Origin of the sequence: Aeromonas sp. TW 6, assembly GCF_013168745.1 — a bacterium.
In the GTDB taxonomy this organism is placed as follows: Bacteria; Pseudomonadota; Gammaproteobacteria; order Enterobacterales; family Aeromonadaceae; genus Aeromonas; species Aeromonas caviae.
Genome location: NZ_JABERS010000022.1, coordinates 60,617 through 77,964, shown reverse-complemented (window position 1 = coordinate 77,964; position 17,348 = coordinate 60,617). Strand labels below are relative to the sequence as shown.

12 protein-coding genes are annotated in these 17,348 nt (G+C 65.3%); 6 read left to right on the top strand and 6 right to left on the bottom strand.

Translation table 11 applies throughout. The features are described 5' to 3' along the window. Window positions 1-168 precede the first annotated feature (168 nt). Window positions 169-1,023, bottom strand: a complete 855-nt coding sequence (locus HKD46_RS12575; RefSeq protein ID WP_010673257.1) for a Tim44 domain-containing protein — start codon at window positions 1,021-1,023, stop codon at window positions 169-171. 421 nt (window positions 1,024-1,444) lie between these two features. On the opposite strand from HKD46_RS12575, the gene dnaB reads away from it, so the two are divergent. Both dnaB and alr read left to right on the top strand, forming a co-directional pair. Further along, window positions 1,445-2,839 (top strand): replicative DNA helicase, encoded by a 1,395-nt coding sequence (gene dnaB / locus HKD46_RS12570; protein WP_039040054.1) that lies wholly within the window; start codon window positions 1,445-1,447, stop codon window positions 2,837-2,839. Window positions 2,840-2,973: 134 nt separating this feature from the next. Then, window positions 2,974-4,047 (top strand): alanine racemase, encoded by a 1,074-nt coding sequence (gene alr / locus HKD46_RS12565; RefSeq protein ID WP_171865482.1) that lies wholly within the window; start codon window positions 2,974-2,976, stop codon window positions 4,045-4,047. Window positions 4,048-4,204: 157 nt separating this feature from the next. Here the strand turns inward: alr and putA are convergent, their stop codons facing one another. Then, entirely contained in the window at window positions 4,205-8,152 is a 3,948-nt protein-coding gene (putA, locus tag HKD46_RS12560) for a trifunctional transcriptional regulator/proline dehydrogenase/L-glutamate gamma-semialdehyde dehydrogenase (RefSeq protein ID WP_171865481.1), read from the bottom strand. Window positions 8,153-8,551: 399 nt separating this feature from the next. Between putA and HKD46_RS12555 the strand changes: the two genes are divergently transcribed. Next, window positions 8,552-8,989, top strand: a complete 438-nt coding sequence (locus HKD46_RS12555; protein WP_161470760.1) for a VOC family protein — start codon at window positions 8,552-8,554, stop codon at window positions 8,987-8,989. 131 nt (window positions 8,990-9,120) lie between these two features. Here the strand turns inward: HKD46_RS12555 and fumC are convergent, their stop codons facing one another. Beyond that, the gene (fumC, locus tag HKD46_RS12550; RefSeq protein WP_161470761.1) at window positions 9,121-10,512 is read right to left on the bottom strand and encodes a class II fumarate hydratase; all 1,392 of its coding nucleotides are present in this window, start codon (window positions 10,510-10,512) and stop codon (window positions 9,121-9,123) included. Between the two features lie 122 nt (window positions 10,513-10,634). Between fumC and HKD46_RS12545 the strand changes: the two genes are divergently transcribed. Genes HKD46_RS12545 through HKD46_RS12535 form a run of 3 tightly spaced genes read left to right on the top strand, consistent with a single transcriptional unit; the run spans window position 10,635 to window position 13,708 of the window. After that, window positions 10,635-11,063, top strand: a complete 429-nt coding sequence (locus tag HKD46_RS12545; RefSeq protein WP_045523708.1) for a MarR family winged helix-turn-helix transcriptional regulator — start codon at window positions 10,635-10,637, stop codon at window positions 11,061-11,063. A 37-nt stretch (window positions 11,064-11,100) separates the two neighbouring features. Then, window positions 11,101-12,168 carry an HlyD family secretion protein gene (locus tag HKD46_RS12540; protein ID WP_103244376.1) on the top strand — a complete coding sequence of 356 codons (1,068 nt, stop codon included), beginning with the start codon at window positions 11,101-11,103 and terminating at the stop codon, window positions 12,166-12,168. A gap of 1 nt (window position 12,169) precedes the next feature. Next, window positions 12,170-13,708 (top strand): DHA2 family efflux MFS transporter permease subunit, encoded by a 1,539-nt coding sequence (locus HKD46_RS12535; RefSeq protein ID WP_103858720.1) that lies wholly within the window; start codon window positions 12,170-12,172, stop codon window positions 13,706-13,708. A gap of 66 nt (window positions 13,709-13,774) precedes the next feature. Here HKD46_RS12535 and pepE read toward each other — a convergent pair whose 3' ends face one another. The 3 genes from pepE to HKD46_RS12520 all read right to left on the bottom strand — a co-directional run bounded on the left by pepE (window position 13,775) and on the right by HKD46_RS12520 (window position 17,180). Beyond that, window positions 13,775-14,503: a dipeptidase PepE gene (pepE, locus tag HKD46_RS12530; protein ID WP_161470762.1), complete on the bottom strand. Its 729-nt coding sequence runs from the start codon at window positions 14,501-14,503 to the stop codon at window positions 13,775-13,777. 120 nt (window positions 14,504-14,623) lie between these two features. Then, the gene (locus HKD46_RS12525) at window positions 14,624-15,235 is read right to left on the bottom strand and encodes a response regulator transcription factor (protein ID WP_161470763.1); all 612 of its coding nucleotides are present in this window, start codon (window positions 15,233-15,235) and stop codon (window positions 14,624-14,626) included. A 1-nt stretch (window position 15,236) separates the two neighbouring features. Then, entirely contained in the window at window positions 15,237-17,180 is a 1,944-nt protein-coding gene (locus HKD46_RS12520; protein ID WP_171865485.1) for a PhnD/SsuA/transferrin family substrate-binding protein, read from the bottom strand. Window positions 17,181-17,348 lie beyond the last annotated feature (168 nt).

Sequence of the window (17,348 nt, the reverse complement as noted above, 5' to 3'; positions counted from 1 at the left end):
CTGGGTTGCATTGATAATAGTCATGGCTTCGGGCGTGTCGGTTTTTTTTTGCGATTAAATCAGATCACAAACGAAGCCTTTTTTCTATCTATTTCAATTGGTTGTAGCTAAAGATCCTGTACATGAGGCGACCCTGAGGTCGCCTTGATGAAATGGGTCGGTTGAACCTTAGAGCTGCTCGATGCCGACGATATGCCAGGGGGCATTGTCCTTGGCGAGATCACGCTCGAGGTGCCACACCTCCTTGATATCCTCCTCGACCTGCTCCTGACGGTCCATGTAGCGGCCGCTGAAGCGCACGCTCACCTGGGCCCAGTCGCTGCCGTAGTCGGCACGGACCAGCTGGGTGTCCACGTACATCACCTCGGTGTGCTGCTCACCGGAGAGCTCGGCGCGTTCGGCCTTGAGGTGCTCGAACAACTCGGGGCTCACGTACTCGCGGATCTTCTCCAGGTCGTTCTTGTTCCAGGCCTCTTGCAGGGTGCGGTAGTGATCGCGGGCACCGGCCAGGAAGCCGTTCATGTCAAAGCCCGGGGGCAGACGGAAGGGCACGTCGCTGTCGGCAAAACCGGTGGCCTGCGGGGCGCTGTGGCTCTGCTCGAACTGCTGGGGGGCCGCGCTCTGGGGCGGTTGATAGCCCGCATAGGCCGTCTGTGGCTGGGCCGCTGCCGCCTTGTTCCTGCGCAGGGCTCGGAACAGGAAGACACCGCCCAGTGCCAGCAGGGCGATCAGCAGGAAGTCCATCCCTTGCAGACCTTCGAAGGCGCCGCTGCCCAGCAGGTAGGCGAACAGGCCGCCGGCCAGCAGACCACCCAGCAGGCCGCCCATCATGCCGCCTTTCTTGGGTGCCTGGGCGCCCACGGTCGGGTTCTTGGTGTCGACCGGCTTGGCCGCAGGTTGGGCCGGAGCCGTCTTGTAGCTCTTGCCAAAGGATTTGCCGCCACCAAGTTTCTTGGCCTCGGCGATGGGTGCCCCAAGGCCAATGGCCAGGATCAGGGCAAACAGGGTCAGCATCTTTTTCATTTTGACTCTTTCACTCTCATGTAGGTGGGGGCATGCTCTGCTTGTGCAAGCTCAGCGAGGCGCATGGCAGGCTGCCAGTCCCTTTTTGTGTTGCAGCTTGCGGGTATGATTATCACGGATGGCATGAATTATTCATGAACAGATTGAGTCGTCCGACAGGGGAGGCGCCCATGAGACACAGACGGCCGAGTCGCTCGGTGCGCAGGTTGCGCAACAAGCAAAGAGCAAGAACGAAAGATCAGACCCTGGTCTGGCCCTTTCTCGTACTGTGAGGCAGGTCTGCGGCGCAGAAGTGGATGACGCTGACGAGGCCAGGGTCCCGTCTTGTCGCCGGATGCGATGACGGGACGTATTAGCGCTCGCGATGGCGGGGTTTCTTTTGTAAAATTCCCGTCCCCTTCCCGCTGCGGTTTTTATGTGTATGGCAGAGCAAGTGACGGCGAAAAAAGACGCCAAGACACAACAGCTGAAAGTACCTCCCCACTCTTTTGAGGCCGAACAGTCCGTACTGGGCGGTCTGATGCTGGACAACGAGGCCTGGGATCGGGTCGCCGAACGGGTGATCGACAAGGATTTCTACAGCCGCCCGCACCGCCTGATCTTCCAGGCCATGACCCGCCTCTCCAACGCGGGCAACCCCATCGACCTCATCACTCTGCAGGAGGAGCTCGAGCGCTCCGAGCAACTGGAAGAGGCCGGTGGCTTCGCCTATCTGGTGGAGATCGCCAAGAACACCCCGAGTGCCGCCAACATCAGTGCCTACGCCGAGATCGTGCGTGAGCGGGCGGTGGTGCGGGAGATGATCTCGGTCGCCAACGAGATAGTCGAAGCGGGCTACGAGCCCCAGGGCCGTACCTCCAACGATCTGCTGGATCTTGCCGAGAGCAAGGTGTTCCAGATCGCCGAGCAGCGCACCAGCGCCAACGAGGGCCCCCAGCCCCTGAAGCTCATCCTCGAGCAGACCGTCGACAAGATTGAAGAGCTGTTCAAGACCCCCCACAACGGGGTGACCGGCGTGTCGTCCGGCTACAACGATCTGGACAAGATGACCGCCGGCCTGCAGCGTTCGGATCTGGTCATCGTCGCCGCCCGTCCCTCCATGGGCAAGACCACCTTTGCCATGAACCTGTGCGAGCACGCGGCCCTCACCGCCGACAAGCCGGTGCTGATCTTCTCCCTCGAGATGCCCTCCGAGCAGATCATCATGCGTATGCTCGCCTCGGTGGGGCGCATCGACCAGACCAAGGTGCGGACCGGCCAGCTCGACGACGAGGATTGGGCGCGGCTCTCCTCCACCATGGGGCTGCTGCTGGAGAAGGGGAAGATGTACATCGACGACTCCTCCGGCCTGACCCCGACCGAAGTGCGCTCCCGTGCCCGTCGGGTGGCGCGGGACAACGGCGGCATCAGCATGATCATGGTGGACTACCTGCAACTGATGCGGGTGCCGGCGCTGTCTGACAACCGTACTCTGGAAATCGGTGAAATCTCCCGCTCCCTCAAGGCGCTGGCGAAAGAGTTGCAGTGCCCCGTGGTGGCGCTCTCCCAGCTCAACCGAAGCCTGGAACAGCGGGCCGACAAGCGCCCGGTCAACTCGGATCTGCGGGAATCGGGCTCCATCGAGCAGGATGCGGACTTGATCATGTTCATCTACCGCGACGAGGTCTATCACGACGACAGTCCCGACAAGGGGATCGCCGAGATCATCATCGGCAAGCAGCGTAACGGCCCCATAGGACGAGTGCGGCTCACCTTCCAGGGTCAGTTCTCGCGCTTTGACAACTACGCGGGCCCGGCGTTTGATGATGACTACTAAGTCGGGAGCCTGCTCCCGGCATCCAGACACAGTTTTCCCGGTTCGACAATTCTGCCGGTCCGGCCTTAGACGATGAGATTTGAGGGCTGACACCACCCGGTGCCTGATTATCATGCCCTCGTAAGGGAAAACAGATGAAAGCGGCTATCGCCCAGATCAATACAGCGGCCCTGCGCCACAACCTCGCTGTGGTTAAACGCCACGCCCCCCAATGCAAGATCATTGCCGTGGTCAAGGCCAACGCCTACGGTCACGGCCTGCTGCCGGTCGCCCGCACCCTGGTGGATGCGGACGCCTACGCGGTGGCCCGCATCGAAGAGGCGCTGATGCTGCGCTCCTGCGCCGTGGTCAAGCCCATCGTGCTGCTGGAGGGCTTCTTCAGCGCCGCCGACCTGCCGGTGCTGGCGGCCAACAACCTGCAGACCGCGGTGCACACCTGGGAGCAGCTCGAGGCGCTGGAGCAGGCGGAGCTGCCTGCCCCCGTGGTGGCCTGGCTCAAGCTCGATACCGGCATGCACCGCCTCGGGGTACGGGCCGAGGAGATGCCCGCCTTTATCGAGCGCCTCGCCAAGTGCAAGAACGTGGTGCAGCCGTTCAACGTCATGACCCACTTCAGCCGCTCCGATGAGCTGGAGCAACCCACCACCCGCGAACAGATCGACCTGTTCAGCCAGCTGACCGCGCCGCTCAAGGGCGAGCGCGCCATGGCCAACTCGGCGGGCATCCTGGCCTGGCCGGATTCCCACTGCGACTGGGTGCGCCCCGGCGTCATCCTCTACGGCGTGTCGCCTTTCCCCAATACGGTGGCGGCGGATTATGACCTGCAGCCGGTGATGACCCTCAAGACCCAGCTCATCGCGGTGCGCGATCACAAGGCGGGCGAGCCGGTAGGCTATGGCGCCAACTGGGTGTCGGATCGCGATACCCGGCTCGGGGTGATTGCCATCGGCTATGGCGACGGTTATCCGCGCATGGCCCCCAACGGCACGCCAGTGCTGGTCAATGGCCGCATCGTGCCCCTGGTGGGCCGCGTCTCCATGGACATGACCACGGTGGATCTCGGCCCCGGCGCCACCGACAAAGCCGGCGACGAGGCGGTGCTCTGGGGTGAGGGGCTGCCGGTGGAGCGGGTGGCCGACCAGATCGGCACCATTCCCTATGAGCTCATCACCAAGCTCACCTCCCGCGTCTTTATGGAGTACGTGTAGGCGAGTCGCCCCTCATCCCCAACCCTTCTCCCGCGAGGGGAGAGGGGAGAACAAAAAGGCCGCCCCGACAAGGGCGGCCTTTTTCATGGGCGTCTCCCAGAGACGAAAGAACAAGCCCCGCATCGGCGGGGCTTGAGTCTCCGTCACTATGCGGCGCTTAGCCTATGGTCATCAGGCTGGCGTTGCCACCGGCGGCGGCGGTGTTGAACGAGAGGGCGTGCTCGATGAGCAGGCGCTCCAGCGGGATGTCGGTCTCGCCGCGATGCAGGCCGTGCACACCGATGATGGCGCCGTTACGGGCTGCCTGGCGCGCGGCGGCGAGCTTGCTCACCTCCCGCAACTGATCCGAGTCGCCGTGGTGCAGCAGGGCATCGAAATCCGTCTCCCCCGTTGCCCAGTCCGCCACCAGCGCAATGGGATCCCGCACCTCGGTCGGCAGGGAAGAGAGGAGGGAGCGTGTCTGGGCATCGTCCGGCAGCAGCACCTGGCTGCCGACCGCCAGACAGGCGGCCAGCTGGGCCAGCAGGTCGGCCTTCTCCTGGGCAAGACAGAGCACCCGTTCCCGGGGCAGCAGGCTGTAGCTGTTGCGCTCGCCGGTGGGGCCGGTCAGCAACTGGGTACGGCCGCTCTGGGAGAGCGCGGCGTAGTGATCGCACAGGGCGGCGAGGGCCGGATCCTGCTTGCTCGCCCAGTCGCGCAGGGCCACGAGGGGGGCTTTCGCCTCGGCATGCAGGGCACCGGACTCCTGGTGCAGCTGATTGGCCACCGCCTCCTGGGGACGGGCGCCGAGCAGGCGATACATGTAGAGCGGGCCGCCGGCCTTGGGACCGGTGCCGGAAAGCCCTTCCCCACCGAAGGGTTGCACCCCGACCACGGCGCCCACGATGTTGCGGTTGACGTAGAGGTTGCCCACCTTGGCCACGTTCACCACCTGGGCGATGGTCTCGTCGATGCGGGTATGAACACCCAGGGTCAGGCCGTAACCGCTGGCGTTGATCTGCTCGAGCAGCTCCCCGAGCCGGGTGCGCGGGTAGCGGACCAGGTGCAGCACCGGGCCGAACACTTCGCGTCCCAGTTCGTCCAGGCTGTCGAGCTCGATCAGGGTCGGCAGCACGAAGGTGCCGCGGCTGCAGGCATCCCCCTGGGTGCGGGCGATCTGGTGCACTTTGCGCCCCTTGTCGCCCATGGCCTTGATGTGGCGCTCGATGTTGGCCTTGGCCTCGGCGTCGATGACGGGACCGATGTCGGTGGAAAGGTGCTCGGGGCTGCCGACCTTGTACTCGGCCATGGCGCCCTTGAGCATCCGGATCACCCGATCCGCCACGTCATCCTGCACGCACAGCACTCGCAGGGCGGAGCAGCGCTGACCGGCGCTGTCGAACGCCGAGGAGATGACATCCATCACCACCTGTTCGGTCAAGGCGGAGGAGTCGACGATCATGGCGTTCTGTCCGCCGGTCTCGGCGATGAGGGGAATGGTGCGACCCTGGGCGTCGAGGCGACCGGCCAGGTTGCGGGAGATGATGCCCGCCACCTCGGTGGAGCCGGTGAACATGACGCCGCGCACCCGTTCGTCCGCGATGAGCGCCGCACCCACGGTCTCTCCACGGCCCGGCAGCAGTTGCACCGCACCGGCGGGAACCCCCGCTTCCAGCAGGATGCGCACCGCTTGTGCCGCGATGAGGGGGGTCTGCTCGGCAGGCTTGGCCAGCACCGTATTGCCGGCGGCCAGGGCCGCGCACACCTGGCCGCTGAAGATGGCCAGGGGGAAGTTCCAGGGGCTGATGCAGACCACGGGGCCGAGCGGCCTGTGGGTGTCGTTGGCGAAGTGGTTGCGCGCCTGGGCGGCGTAGTAGCGCAGGAAGTCCACCGCTTCGCGCACCTCGGCGATGGCGTTGGCGAAGGTCTTGCCGGATTCGCGAACCAGCAGGCCCATCAGGGGTTGCAGTTCGGATTCCATCAGATCGGCGGCCCTGTCCAGCACGGCGGCCCGCTCGGCTGGCGGGGTGGACTGCCAGATCTGGCCGCTCGTGAGGGAGCAGGCGAGCGCCTTGTCCACCAGCGCTACCGTGGCTTCGCTCACCTGACCGACGACATCGCGGTGATCCGCCGGGTTGAGCACGGGCTGGAACTGGGTCGGCGCCTCGGTGTCGCAACCCAGCATAGGCACGGCCTGATAGGCGGTGTTGGTGCTGGCGAGCAGGGCGGCGGAGAGTGACCCCAGGCGGTGCTCGTTCGCGAGATCCAGACCTGCGGAGTTCGGGCGCGCCTCGCCGTAGAGATCCCGTGGCAGGGGGATGCGCGGATGGGGCAGACCCAGGGTCCCTTCACGGGCGGCCATCTGCTCGATCTGCTGCACCGGATCCTGCACCAGGTCCGAGAGGGAGATGTTGTTGTCCGCGATGCGGTTGACGAAGGAGGTGTTGGCCCCGTTCTCCAGCAGGCGGCGCACCAGGTAGGCGAGCAGGGTCTCGTGGCTGCCTACCGGTGCATAGATGCGGCAGGGGCGACCCAGCTTGCCGTCGGCCACCTTGCCGACCACCTGCTCGTAGAGCGGTTCGCCCATGCCGTGCAGGCACTGGAACTCGTACTGGCCCGGGTAGTAGTTCTGACCGGCGAGCTGGTAAATCGCCGACAACGAATGGGCGTTGTGGGTGGCGAACTGGGGATAGATGGCCTCGGGCACCGCCAGCAGCTTGCGGGCGCAGGCGAGGTAGGAGACATCCGTGTAGGGCTTGCGGGTGTAGACCGGGTAGCCTTCCAGCCCTTCCTGCTGGGCACGCTTGATCTCGCTGTCCCAGTAGGCGCCCTTCACCAGACGGATCATCAGGCGGTGACGGCTGCGCTTGGCGAGATCGATGACGTAGTCGATCACATAGGGGCAGCGCTTCTGGTAGGCCTGGATGACGAAGCCGATGCCGTTCCAGTCGGCGAGGGATGGATCGAAGCAGAGCTTTTCCAGCAGATCGAGGGAGATCTCCAGGCGATCGGCCTCCTCGGCGTCGATGTTGATGCCGATGTCATACTGCCTGGCGAGCTGGGTCAGGCCCAGCAAGGTGGGGTAGAGCTCCTCCATGACGCGATCGTACTGGGCGCGGCTATAGCGCGGATGCAGGGCGGAGAGCTTGATGGAGATACCCGGCCCCTCGTAGATGCCGCGACCGTGGGAGGCCTTGCCGATGGCGTGGATGGCCTGCTCGTAGGAGGCCAGATAGCGTTTGGCGTCCTCCTCGGTCAGGGCCGCTTCCCCCAGCATGTCGTAGGAGTAGCGGAACCCCTTGCTCTCCATGCCGCCTGCGTTCGCCAGCGCCTCAGCGATGGTCTCGCCGGTGACGAACTGTTCACCCATCAGGCGCATCGCCATGTCGACGCCCTTGCGGATGAGCGGCTCACCCCCCTTGCCGATGAGTCCCTTGAGGGAGCTGTTCATGCCCGCCTCGTTGTGGGTGGCCACCAGCTTGCCGGTGATGAGCAGACCCCAGGAGGCTGCGTTGACGAACAATGAGGTGCTCTGGCCCAGGTGCTGGCTCCAGTTGCCGCCGCTTATCTTGTCGCGGATGAGGGCATCCCGGGTCGCCTTGTCGGGGATGCGCAGCAGCGCCTCCGCTAGGCACATCAGGGCCACCCCTTCCTGGGAGGAGAGGGAGAACTCCTGAAGCAGCCCCTGGACCAGGCCCTGACGGCCGCTGGCGCTCTTCTGGTTGCGCAGCTTCTCGGCGATGCCCATGGCCAGCTTCTGGGTCGCGTCAGCCTTCTCCTTGGGCAGACGGGCCTGCTCCAGCAGCATGGGGACGGCTTCGGTCTCGGGGCGGCGATAAGCCCCCGTGATGGCGGCCCGCAGCACGGACTGGGGCAGAATGCTCTCGGCAAACTCGAGGAAGACCTGGATGCCCTGCTCGGTCAGGGTCTCGACGGCCTCTTCCCCGGCGGCGGCAGCCAGCCCGGAGTGCTCGGGCGGGGTCAGACCGCGATCCAGTTGCTCCAGATAGGTGAAGATGGCTTGCTTGATCAGCCAGTGGGGAGTGCGATCCAGGGTCTGCGCAGCCTGTTTGAGGCGGTCGCGGGTCGCTTCATCGAGTTTGACGCCGAGGGTGGTAGTGGCCATGGGACTTCCTGTATCTAGAAGGTAACAATATTACCGGACGGTTAAATTTCGCCGATGATGGTGCAACCAGGCGCAACCTTCAAGCAAGAAATTTTAATGTATTGGTTACATTGTTGAATTCTTCCATGAATCCGGTCTCCATCAGGCTCCTTTCAAGCCCGCCGCTTGTCCGCTTTTCACAGCATTATTAATGGGTTGGCAATGCATCTTATGAATGCCTACATGAGGTGCAACCCACTGCGAATCGGGTTGCACTTTTGCGTGTTCGACCGAACCTGGGCTGTGAGCGCGGCTCCCCCAGGCGGGGAGGGGGACCGGATCGCCACCTGACGGTGCCCCGTGCTCTTCTATGCTGTTAGCTGGCCACAGGGGCCAGCTATCGGTGACAAGGAGAAACCCATGGCGCGTGTCAGCACCTATCTCAATTTTGCCCGGGAGACGGAGGCTGCCTTCCTCTTCTATCGCGAAGTGTTCGGCGGTGACTTCAGCAGCCCCATCCACAGGTTCAAGGAGTCCCCGGGTTGCCCGGGCCAGCCCCCTTTATCGGAGGAAGACGGGGAGCTGGTGATGCATGTGGCCCTGCCCATCCTTGGGGGTCACGTGCTGATGGGCACTGATGCTCCGGCCAGCATGGGGTTCACCCTGGTGCAGGGCAACAACAGCTACCTCAACCTGGAGCCGGACAGCCGGGGTGAGACCGATCGCCTGTTCGCAGCCCTGGCCGAGGGAGGCAAGGTGGAGATGCCGCTGGCGGAGATGTTCTGGGGTGACTATTTCGGATCCCTGGTGGACAAGTTCGGCACCCACTGGATGTTCAACTGCCAGAGCAAGACCTGACGGCAGATCTGCAATGAAAAGGGCGCCATGGCACCCTTTTCATCTTTATTTCCCATCACTGTCCCTATTTGCTGCGCCTGCCACCTGCGCTGGTATGCCCCGGGCATGGGATTGCCGTGCGCTGCGCTGCCTTATGACGTGCGACCCACCATGTCAGCGGGGATCACCCAGGCATCGAACTGCTCCGCGCTGAGGTAGCCCGAGGCAATGGCCGCCTCCCGCAGACTCAGTCCCTGATGGTGCGCCCGCTTGGCGATCTCGGCCGCCTTGTCATAGCCGATATGGGGGTTAAGGGCCGTCACCAGCATCAGGGAGCGGGAGAGCAGATCGTCGATCCTGGCCTGGTTCGGGGTGATGCCGACGGCGCAGTGGTCGTGGAAGCTCTGCATGCCGTCCGCCAGCAGCCGCACGCTCTGCAGGACGTTGTAGGCGATCATGGGCCTGAACACGTTGAGCTCGAAGTTGCCGCTGGCACCGCCGATGTTGATGGCCACATCGTTGCCCATCACCTGGGCGCAGAGCATGGTGAGGGCCTCGCTCTGGGTCGGGTTGACCTTGCCGGGCATGATGGAGGATCCAGGCTCGTTCTCGGGGATGAGCAGCTCCCCCAGCCCGCTGCGGGGGCCGCTCGCCAGCCAGCGCACGTCGTTGGCGATCTTCATGAGGGAGGCTGCCAGCGTCTTGAGCGCACCGTGGGCGTGAACCTGGGCGTCACTCGCCGCCAGGGCCTCGAACTTGTTGGGGGCGCTCACCAGCGGCAGGCCGGTCTGCTCGGCCAGGGTCCTGGCCACCGCCTCGGCAAAGCCGGGAGGACAGTTGAGGCCGGTGCCTACGGCGGTGCCGCCGAGCGCCAGCTCGCACAGATGGGGCAGGGCGGCCCGTAGATGGCGCTCCCCCTGTTCAAGCTGGGCGACCCAGCCGGAGATCTCCTGGCCCAGGGTGAGGGGAGTGGCATCCTGCAAATGAGTGCGGCCAATCTTGACGATGTGGTCGAAGGCGGCGGCCTTGCCTGCCAGGGTCTGCTTCAGGGCTGCGAGGGCTGGCAGCAACCGCTGCGTGATGGCGGTGACCGCCGCCAGGTTCATGGCGCTCGGAAAGACATCGTTGCTGGACTGGCTCTTGTTTACCTCGTCGTTGGGATGCACCAGCCGCGCTTCCCCCCGGGGGCCGCCGAGCAGTTCGCTGGCCCGGTTTGCCAGCACCTCGTTGAGGTTCATGTTGGTCTGGGTGCCGGAGCCGGTCTGCCACACCATCAGGGGAAACTCGGCGTCGTGCAGGCCGCGCAGGATCTCGTCGGCGGCGGCCATGATGGCCTGGGCCTTGCGGGCCGGCAGCAGCCCCAGGGCGTGGTTGACCCGGGCGCAGGCGGACTTGATGCGGGCCAGGGCATGGATGATCTCCATGGGCTGGCGCTCCCCCGAGATGTTGAAGTGATGCAGGGAGCGCTGGGTCTGGGCCCCCCAGAGCCTGTCCGCCGGGACGGCTATCTCCCCCAGGCTGTCCCGCTCCATCCTGATATCCATGACGTGTCTCCTGCCGTTGAGGTGGTGGCACCCAGCATGAACCCAAACGGCGGCCGGGGCCAGCTTGCACATGGATACGCTTCGCATATAATAAGTAAAGCTTACTATATAGGTTGCATATCATGAACAAACAACCGGACACCCTTGGCTTTCTCATCGGCGACGTCCAGCGCCTGATGCGCCGCCAGTTCCAGCAGCAGCTGGAGGGAAGCTGCCTCACCCTGGCCCAGGCCAGGGCTCTGGTGCACATTGCACGCAGCGAAGGGATCCGCCAGGTGGATCTGGCGGAGCGGCTCGACATCCAGCCCATCACCCTGGCCCGTCAGCTCGATCAGTTGGCGGAGAGCGGCCTGGTGGAGCGGCGCAGCGACCCCCATGACAGGCGGGCCTATCAGCTCCATCTGACCGAAGGGGCCGCCCCCTATCTGGCGATGATCAAACAGGCGTCCGATCTGGTGCATCAGAGGGCCATCGGCGAGCTGGGGGAGGAGGCGACCGAGGCGCTGTGCCGCTCCCTCAAGATCCTGCGTGCCAACCTCGGCCACCTCTGATGCTTTCCTGTGATGCCAACCAACGTGGAGCCATATCATGACCACTGATTCCCCCTCTTCCTCCCGTCCCGCCGCCAACCGGCGCCGCACCCGCCTGCTGTTGCTGGTGGTGGTGCCGGCACTGGCCCTGATCGGGGCGGGCGTTATCTACCTGCAGGGCGGGCGCTATGTGGAGACGGACAACGCCTATGTGAAGGCGGACAAGGTCCCCATCAGCACCGAGGTGCTGGGCCGGGTGGCCAAGGTGTTCGTCGAGGAAAACCAGCAGGTCCGGGCTGGCCAGCCGCTGTTCGAGCTGGATCAGGAGTCCTTCCGGGTCGCCGTGGCCAAGGCCGAGGCGGAACTTGCCAAGGTGCGCACCGATCTGGTGGCGCTGCAGACCAGTTATCGCGGCCAGCAGGCGGAGATCGCCGTGGCCCGCACCCGCCATGCCTATGCCCTGAAGGAGGAGCATCGCCAGGCGGATCTGGTGACCAGGCACTTCACCTCCACCGCCAATTACGACGATGCCCGCCAGCTCACCATACAGACCGCCCAGCAGCAGGTGGCGCTGGAGGAGGGGCTCAAGAAGATTGAAGCCTCCCTCAGCGGGGACGTGAACCTGCCGGTGGAGCAGCAGCCCGCCTATCAGGAGGCCGCGGCCGAGTTGGCCAAGGCCAGGCTGGATCTGGCTCGCACCACCATCTATGCCCCCGCCAACGGCATCGTCAGCCAGTTGCCCAAGCCCGGCCAGTACAATCTGGTGGGCATGACCGCCATGATGCTGGTGGAGACCGACACCCCCTGGGTGGAGGCGAACTTCACCGAGACGGAGCTGACCCATGTGCAACCTGGCCAGAAGGTGGACATCAGTGTGGATACCTACCCCGATGCGCACTGGACCGGGGTGGTGGAGAGCCTGAGCCCGGCCACAGGCTCCGAGTTTTCGGTGATCCCGGCCCAGAACGCCACCGGCAACTGGGTCAAGATCGCCCAGCGGGTGGCAGTGCGGATCAAGCTGGATTCGGGAGCGGATCTGCCCACCCTGAGGGCGGGTCTGAGTGCCACCGCCGAGATAGACACCGGCCATCAGCGCACCCTGCCTGGCCTGTCAGGTCGAGGTTGATATGACGAGCGCAGCCACAGGGCAGGCAGACCAGGCTTCCCGTCGCACCTTCATCACCCTGTCGGTGATGGTGGCGACCATCATGCAGGCGCTGGACACCACCATCGCCAACGTCGCCCTCCCCCACATGCAGGGAGCCATGGGGGCGACCCAGGATCAGATCTCCTGGGTGCTCACCTCCTACATAGTGGCGGCCGCCATCTTCATGCCGCTGACCGGTTTCATCTCGGCAAGAATTGGCCGCAAAAGGCTGTTCATGTGGTCGGTGGCGGGCTTTACCGTTGCCTCCATGCTGTGCGGCGCGGCCCAGAGCCTGGATCAGATAGTGCTGTTCCGCCTGCTTCAGGGGATCTTCGGTGCCAGCCTGGTGCCCCTCTCACAGGCGGTGCTGCTGGACACCTATCCGCCGGAGAAGCACGGCTCCGCCATGGCGCTCTGGGGGATAGGGGTCATGGTGGGCCCCATTCTGGGGCCGTCGCTGGGGGGCTGGCTCACCGAGTACTACAACTGGCGCTGGGTCTTCTACATCAACCTGCCGTTCGGCCTGCTGGCCTGGTTCGGACTTGCCGCCTTCATCGAGGAGACGAAGATCGATGCCAGCCGCCGCTTCGATCTGCTGGGGTTCGCCCTGCTGAGTCTCGGCATCGGGGCGTTGCAGATGGCGCTGGACAGGGGAGAGTCCCAGAACTGGTTCGCCAGCCGGGAGATCGTCATCGAGACCGCCCTGATGGTGATGGCGTTCTACCTCTTCGTGGTGCATATCTTCACCCACCCGCACCCCTACATAGAACCGGCCCTGTTCCGGGATCGCAACTTCAGCGTCGGTCTGCTCTTCATCTTCATCGTCGGCATCATCTTGCTGGCGACCATGACGCTGCTGCCTCCCTTCATGCAGGGGCTGATGGGTTACCCGGTGATCGACGTGGGTTACCTGCTCGCCCCGCGCGGGGTGGGCACCATGGTTGCCATGATGCTGGTGGGCAGGCTGTCGGGCCGGGTGGACGCCCGTTACCTCATCCTGTCAGGGCTGCTGCTCACCAGCTTCTCCATGTGGGAGATGACCCTGTTCAACACGGACATCGGCAGCTGGGACATAGTGCGCACCGGCATCATCCAGGGGCTGGGGCTCGGCTTCATCTTCGTGCCCCTCTCCACCATCACCTTTGCGACCCTGGCGCCGCGCTATCGCAACGAGGGGACGGCGCTGTTCAGCCTGGTGCGCAACATCGGCAGCAGCATCGGCATCTCGGTGGTGATCACCTATCTGGCCCAGCGATCCCAGATGAACCACGAGGCGTTCGCCGCCTACATCACCCCGTTCAATGTCAACCTGCATCAGGGCGGGGGCATGGCGGAGCTGATGACGCCGAAGGGGCTGGCCATGATCAACGGCGAGGTGACCCGGCAGGCCAGCCTGCTCGCCTACCTGCAGGATTTTCGCCTGATGATGTGGGTCAGCCTGTGCGCCGTGCCGCTGGTGGTGTTGCTGAGGGCTCCCGGGCGCAGCGGCTCTCGGGAGGAGATGGCCATTCTGGAGTGAATCACGAAGGGGCGAGCAACAAAGAAAGAGGGATGGCGCAGGCCATCCCTCTGTCGTTTGGCAGGATCAGCGTGCCGGCGTGAAGGGGGTGAGCGCTGCCAGAGGCGCAGCGTCCCCGTATTCCCGGATGGGTTCGCCGTGCTTGAATATCTTGAAGGTCTCGCCCCGGGCACTCCAGTACTCGATGCTCTCGCCGCCGATCTGCAACAGGCTCGCCTCGCGCAGGGCCACCACGGATTCGCTCGGGTTGATGGCGCAGAATTCGGCCAGACGCTCGTCCCGGGTCTCCCCCATGTGGCCGCTGATGCTGGCGTCCAGATAGTGGGGGTTGATCTGCACGGGGAAGAGCCCCAGCGCAGGCAGCACCACGGCGCTGCACACCGGCATGTCGTTGGTGGTGCGGATGCTGGGGGTGGCCACGTTGCAGCCGGCGCTCCAGCCCACATAGGGCACGCCCCGCTCGCGCACCGCACGCTGGATGGGGACCACCAGACCATACTCGTGCAGCCGCTGGTTCAGGAGCCAGGTATTGCCGCCGCTGATGAAGATGGCGTCGGCCCGGTTGATGGCATCCACCGGATCGTCGAAGTGATGGATGCTGATGGCGTCCACCCCCAGACTCTCGGTGAGCTCCCGGGCACGGGCATCCCAGTCGCTGCGGATCACCGCGTAGGGGATGAGCAGGATGCGCTTGACCTGGTTGCGAGCGAGCAGGGCTTGCACCCGGTCGCGGGCCCAGCCGAGCAGGCCGGGGTGTTCTGTGGTTTTACCGTTGCTGAGCAGAAGCAGTTCCATGATGTGTCCTCGAAACAAGGCGCAGGACCCGGGCGATCCTGGTGAAGAGAAGAGGGCACTCTACCGCCATCGAAGCGCCAAATGTGTGATCCCTGCCCGTTTTGTACGGTTGCAGGCCACTCAGGGGTGTTCGCTCACCTGCGCGTAGCGCAGCAGCATCTCGGCGAGGGAGTTCACCGCCAGGCGTTTCATCAGGCTGGCGCGGCACACCTCGACGGTGCGCACCGAAATGCAGAGATCCTGCGCTATCTGCTGATTCTTGTGGCCCCGGGCGATGAGCTGCAACAACTGGCGTTCGCGCGGGGTGAGGCGCTCAAAGGCGGCCAGCTGGGCGAGGCGGGTCGCCGCACTCAGCGTTGCCTGCTCGGCCCGCTCGATGGCGGCGAGCAGGGGGGCCAGCTGCACCGGCTTTTGCAAGAAATCCACCGCCCCCAGCTTGAGGGACTCCACCGCCAGCGGCACCTCGCCGTGGCCGGTGAGAAACAGGATGGCGATGGGGCTCTGGGCCGCCTTCAGCCGCTGCTGGACCTCGGGGCCAGAGAGCCCCGGCATGCGGCAGTCGAGGATGAGGCAGGCGGGCTGGTGCAGGTCGACCTCTGCCAGGAAGCGCTCGCCATCGGCAAAGCTGAACAGCTGCCGCTCGTCGCAACTCTCCAGCATGAAGCGCAGGGAGTCGAGCACGGCCTCGTCGTCATCGACCAGATAGAGCGGGGGGCGGGCAGGGGTCGGCATCTCAGTTCCTCGGTGTCGGCGGGGGGGGGGGGGTGGCTGAGGCGGGGACCTCGGGTGGCGGCACGGGCAGGGGGACCCGGGCCAGACAGCCGTGGGGGCTCAGGTTCTCCAGGCTGAACTGGCCGCGATGGCTCTCGACCACCTCCCGGCAGATGGCCAGCCCCAACCCCATGCCGTCCGGCTTGTCGCTGTAAAACGCCTGCTGCAGTTCGGTGGCGGGGACTCTCAGGCCGACGCCGTTGTCGCGGATCTCCAGCAGCAAACTCTGCGCCTCGAAGGCGATCAGCAGCTCGACCCGGGCAGGCGCCTGTGCCGCTGCTTGCGCAGGGGGGTGAGCAGGAGAGTGAACAGCGGCGCGCACCCTCTTCGCTGCACTCTCGGCGCCATTCTTGATGAGGTTGACCAGCAACTGCTCCATCCCGGTGCCGTCCAGTGGCAACGGGCGCGGCTGGCCCTGCCAGTGCAGGGTGAAGGCGACGTCGAGCGGCGCCAGCATCTGCTCCAGCAGGGGGCGCAACTCCGCCACCAGGGTGGGCAGGTCGCAAGGCGCGAAGCGGGGAGGGCGCTTCTGCAGCCTGGCTCTGAGCCGGTTGACGGTCTGGGTGATGCGCTGGACCTGGCGCCCTATCTGCTCCAGGGCCTGACGCAGGGAGGCCTGGGCAGCAGACTGGGCCGGATCCTGTGCCAATCTGTCCAGTCGCAGCAGTGCCCCCTGGCTGTAGTTGGCGATGGCGCTGAGGGGCTGATTGATCTCGTGGGCCACGTTGGCGCCCAGCTCACCCAGTTCGGCGAGCCGTCTGGCCTGTGCCAGCTGGCGTCCCTTCTGCTCGAGCTGGTGGCGGGCTTGGAGCAGCCGGCGCTGGCTGCGGTTGAACAGGTATTGCAGCAGCAGGTGGTGGCCTCCCAGCAGCAGTACCAGCGCCAGGGCGCCCCAGCCCCACTGCTGATGCTGGCGCAGCCAGTGCCAGGCCGCTTGCCACCAGGGGCCCTGCAGCGGGTGGCGATCCAGCGCCTTGAGCAGGCGGTCGATGGCGAGCTCGCTGGTGGGCACGGTCCAGCCCGCCGAATCGGCGGCGATGGCCGCCTCGCTATCAGCGGGCAGATCGTACAGCGCGCGGGTCACCGCCAGCGCCAGCGCGGGGGAGGCCCGCTCTGTCTTGGCGAAGGACCAGTTGGGGTAGAGCCGGGTCGAGCTCTGGCAACCAAAGCCGGGCGGCGCCTGATCGTCCAGCACCCGATATGCCCCCTTGGCGACCTTGCCTTCCCGCTCCATGCGCTCCAGCTGACACACCGGCACGATGGCGGCGGCCACCTCCCCTGCCGCCAATCGCTCGATGAGCCGATCCAGTGGAAACCCGGTGAACTGCACGGTGGAGAAGAAATGTTCCAGCCGAACCCCCTGTTCGCCCGCCTCGAAGCGATAGGAGAGGTAGCCGCCGAAGGCGTTCTCCGAGACGGCGGCGACCGCTTGCCCCTCGAGGTCACGCCAGTGTCGGTAGGGGGCCTGGGCGGGCACCACCAGCGCCGCGCCGATGGCGAGGTTGTCACCCCCGGCCGGGCTCTTGAGGGTGGCGAGCCAGGCCAGCGGATACTGGCGCGCCAGGCTCACCGACTGACCCGGGTTGGTGATGACGAAATCGAGGTGCTCGAGGGCGACGGCCTCGGCCAGTTCATCGAACCCCAGCGGATGCAGCACGAAGCGATGGCCGGGCACGCGCTGCGCCAGCCAGCGCAGCAGCGGTTGCCACTGGGCTCTGGCCAGTGCCGGGCCGCGGGTCGCCAACACGCCGATGCGTATCGGCTCGGCCATGGTCTGCACCGGCGTGACCTGGGATGGGGCGGATTCCTGTCGGACTGGCGCTGGCACAGAGGGGGTTGGGGCGGCCTGCACCCGCAGCGGCAGGGCTGACAGGGCGAGCCAGAGCAGCAGGCTGAGCAGGGGCAAGGGAACTGGGGCGTGCAGGGGGCTCTCCTCTCGGTGCAAAGGGGGCAGTCTATCACCGGGACGTGCGCTTGCACGCGAACGGGGCCGGGAGGAGCGGCAAACGCCGCCCCGGTCACAGTTCAGCAGGGCTGGGGCATTTTTTATTGCGCTGGATCAACCCGGCTCCCG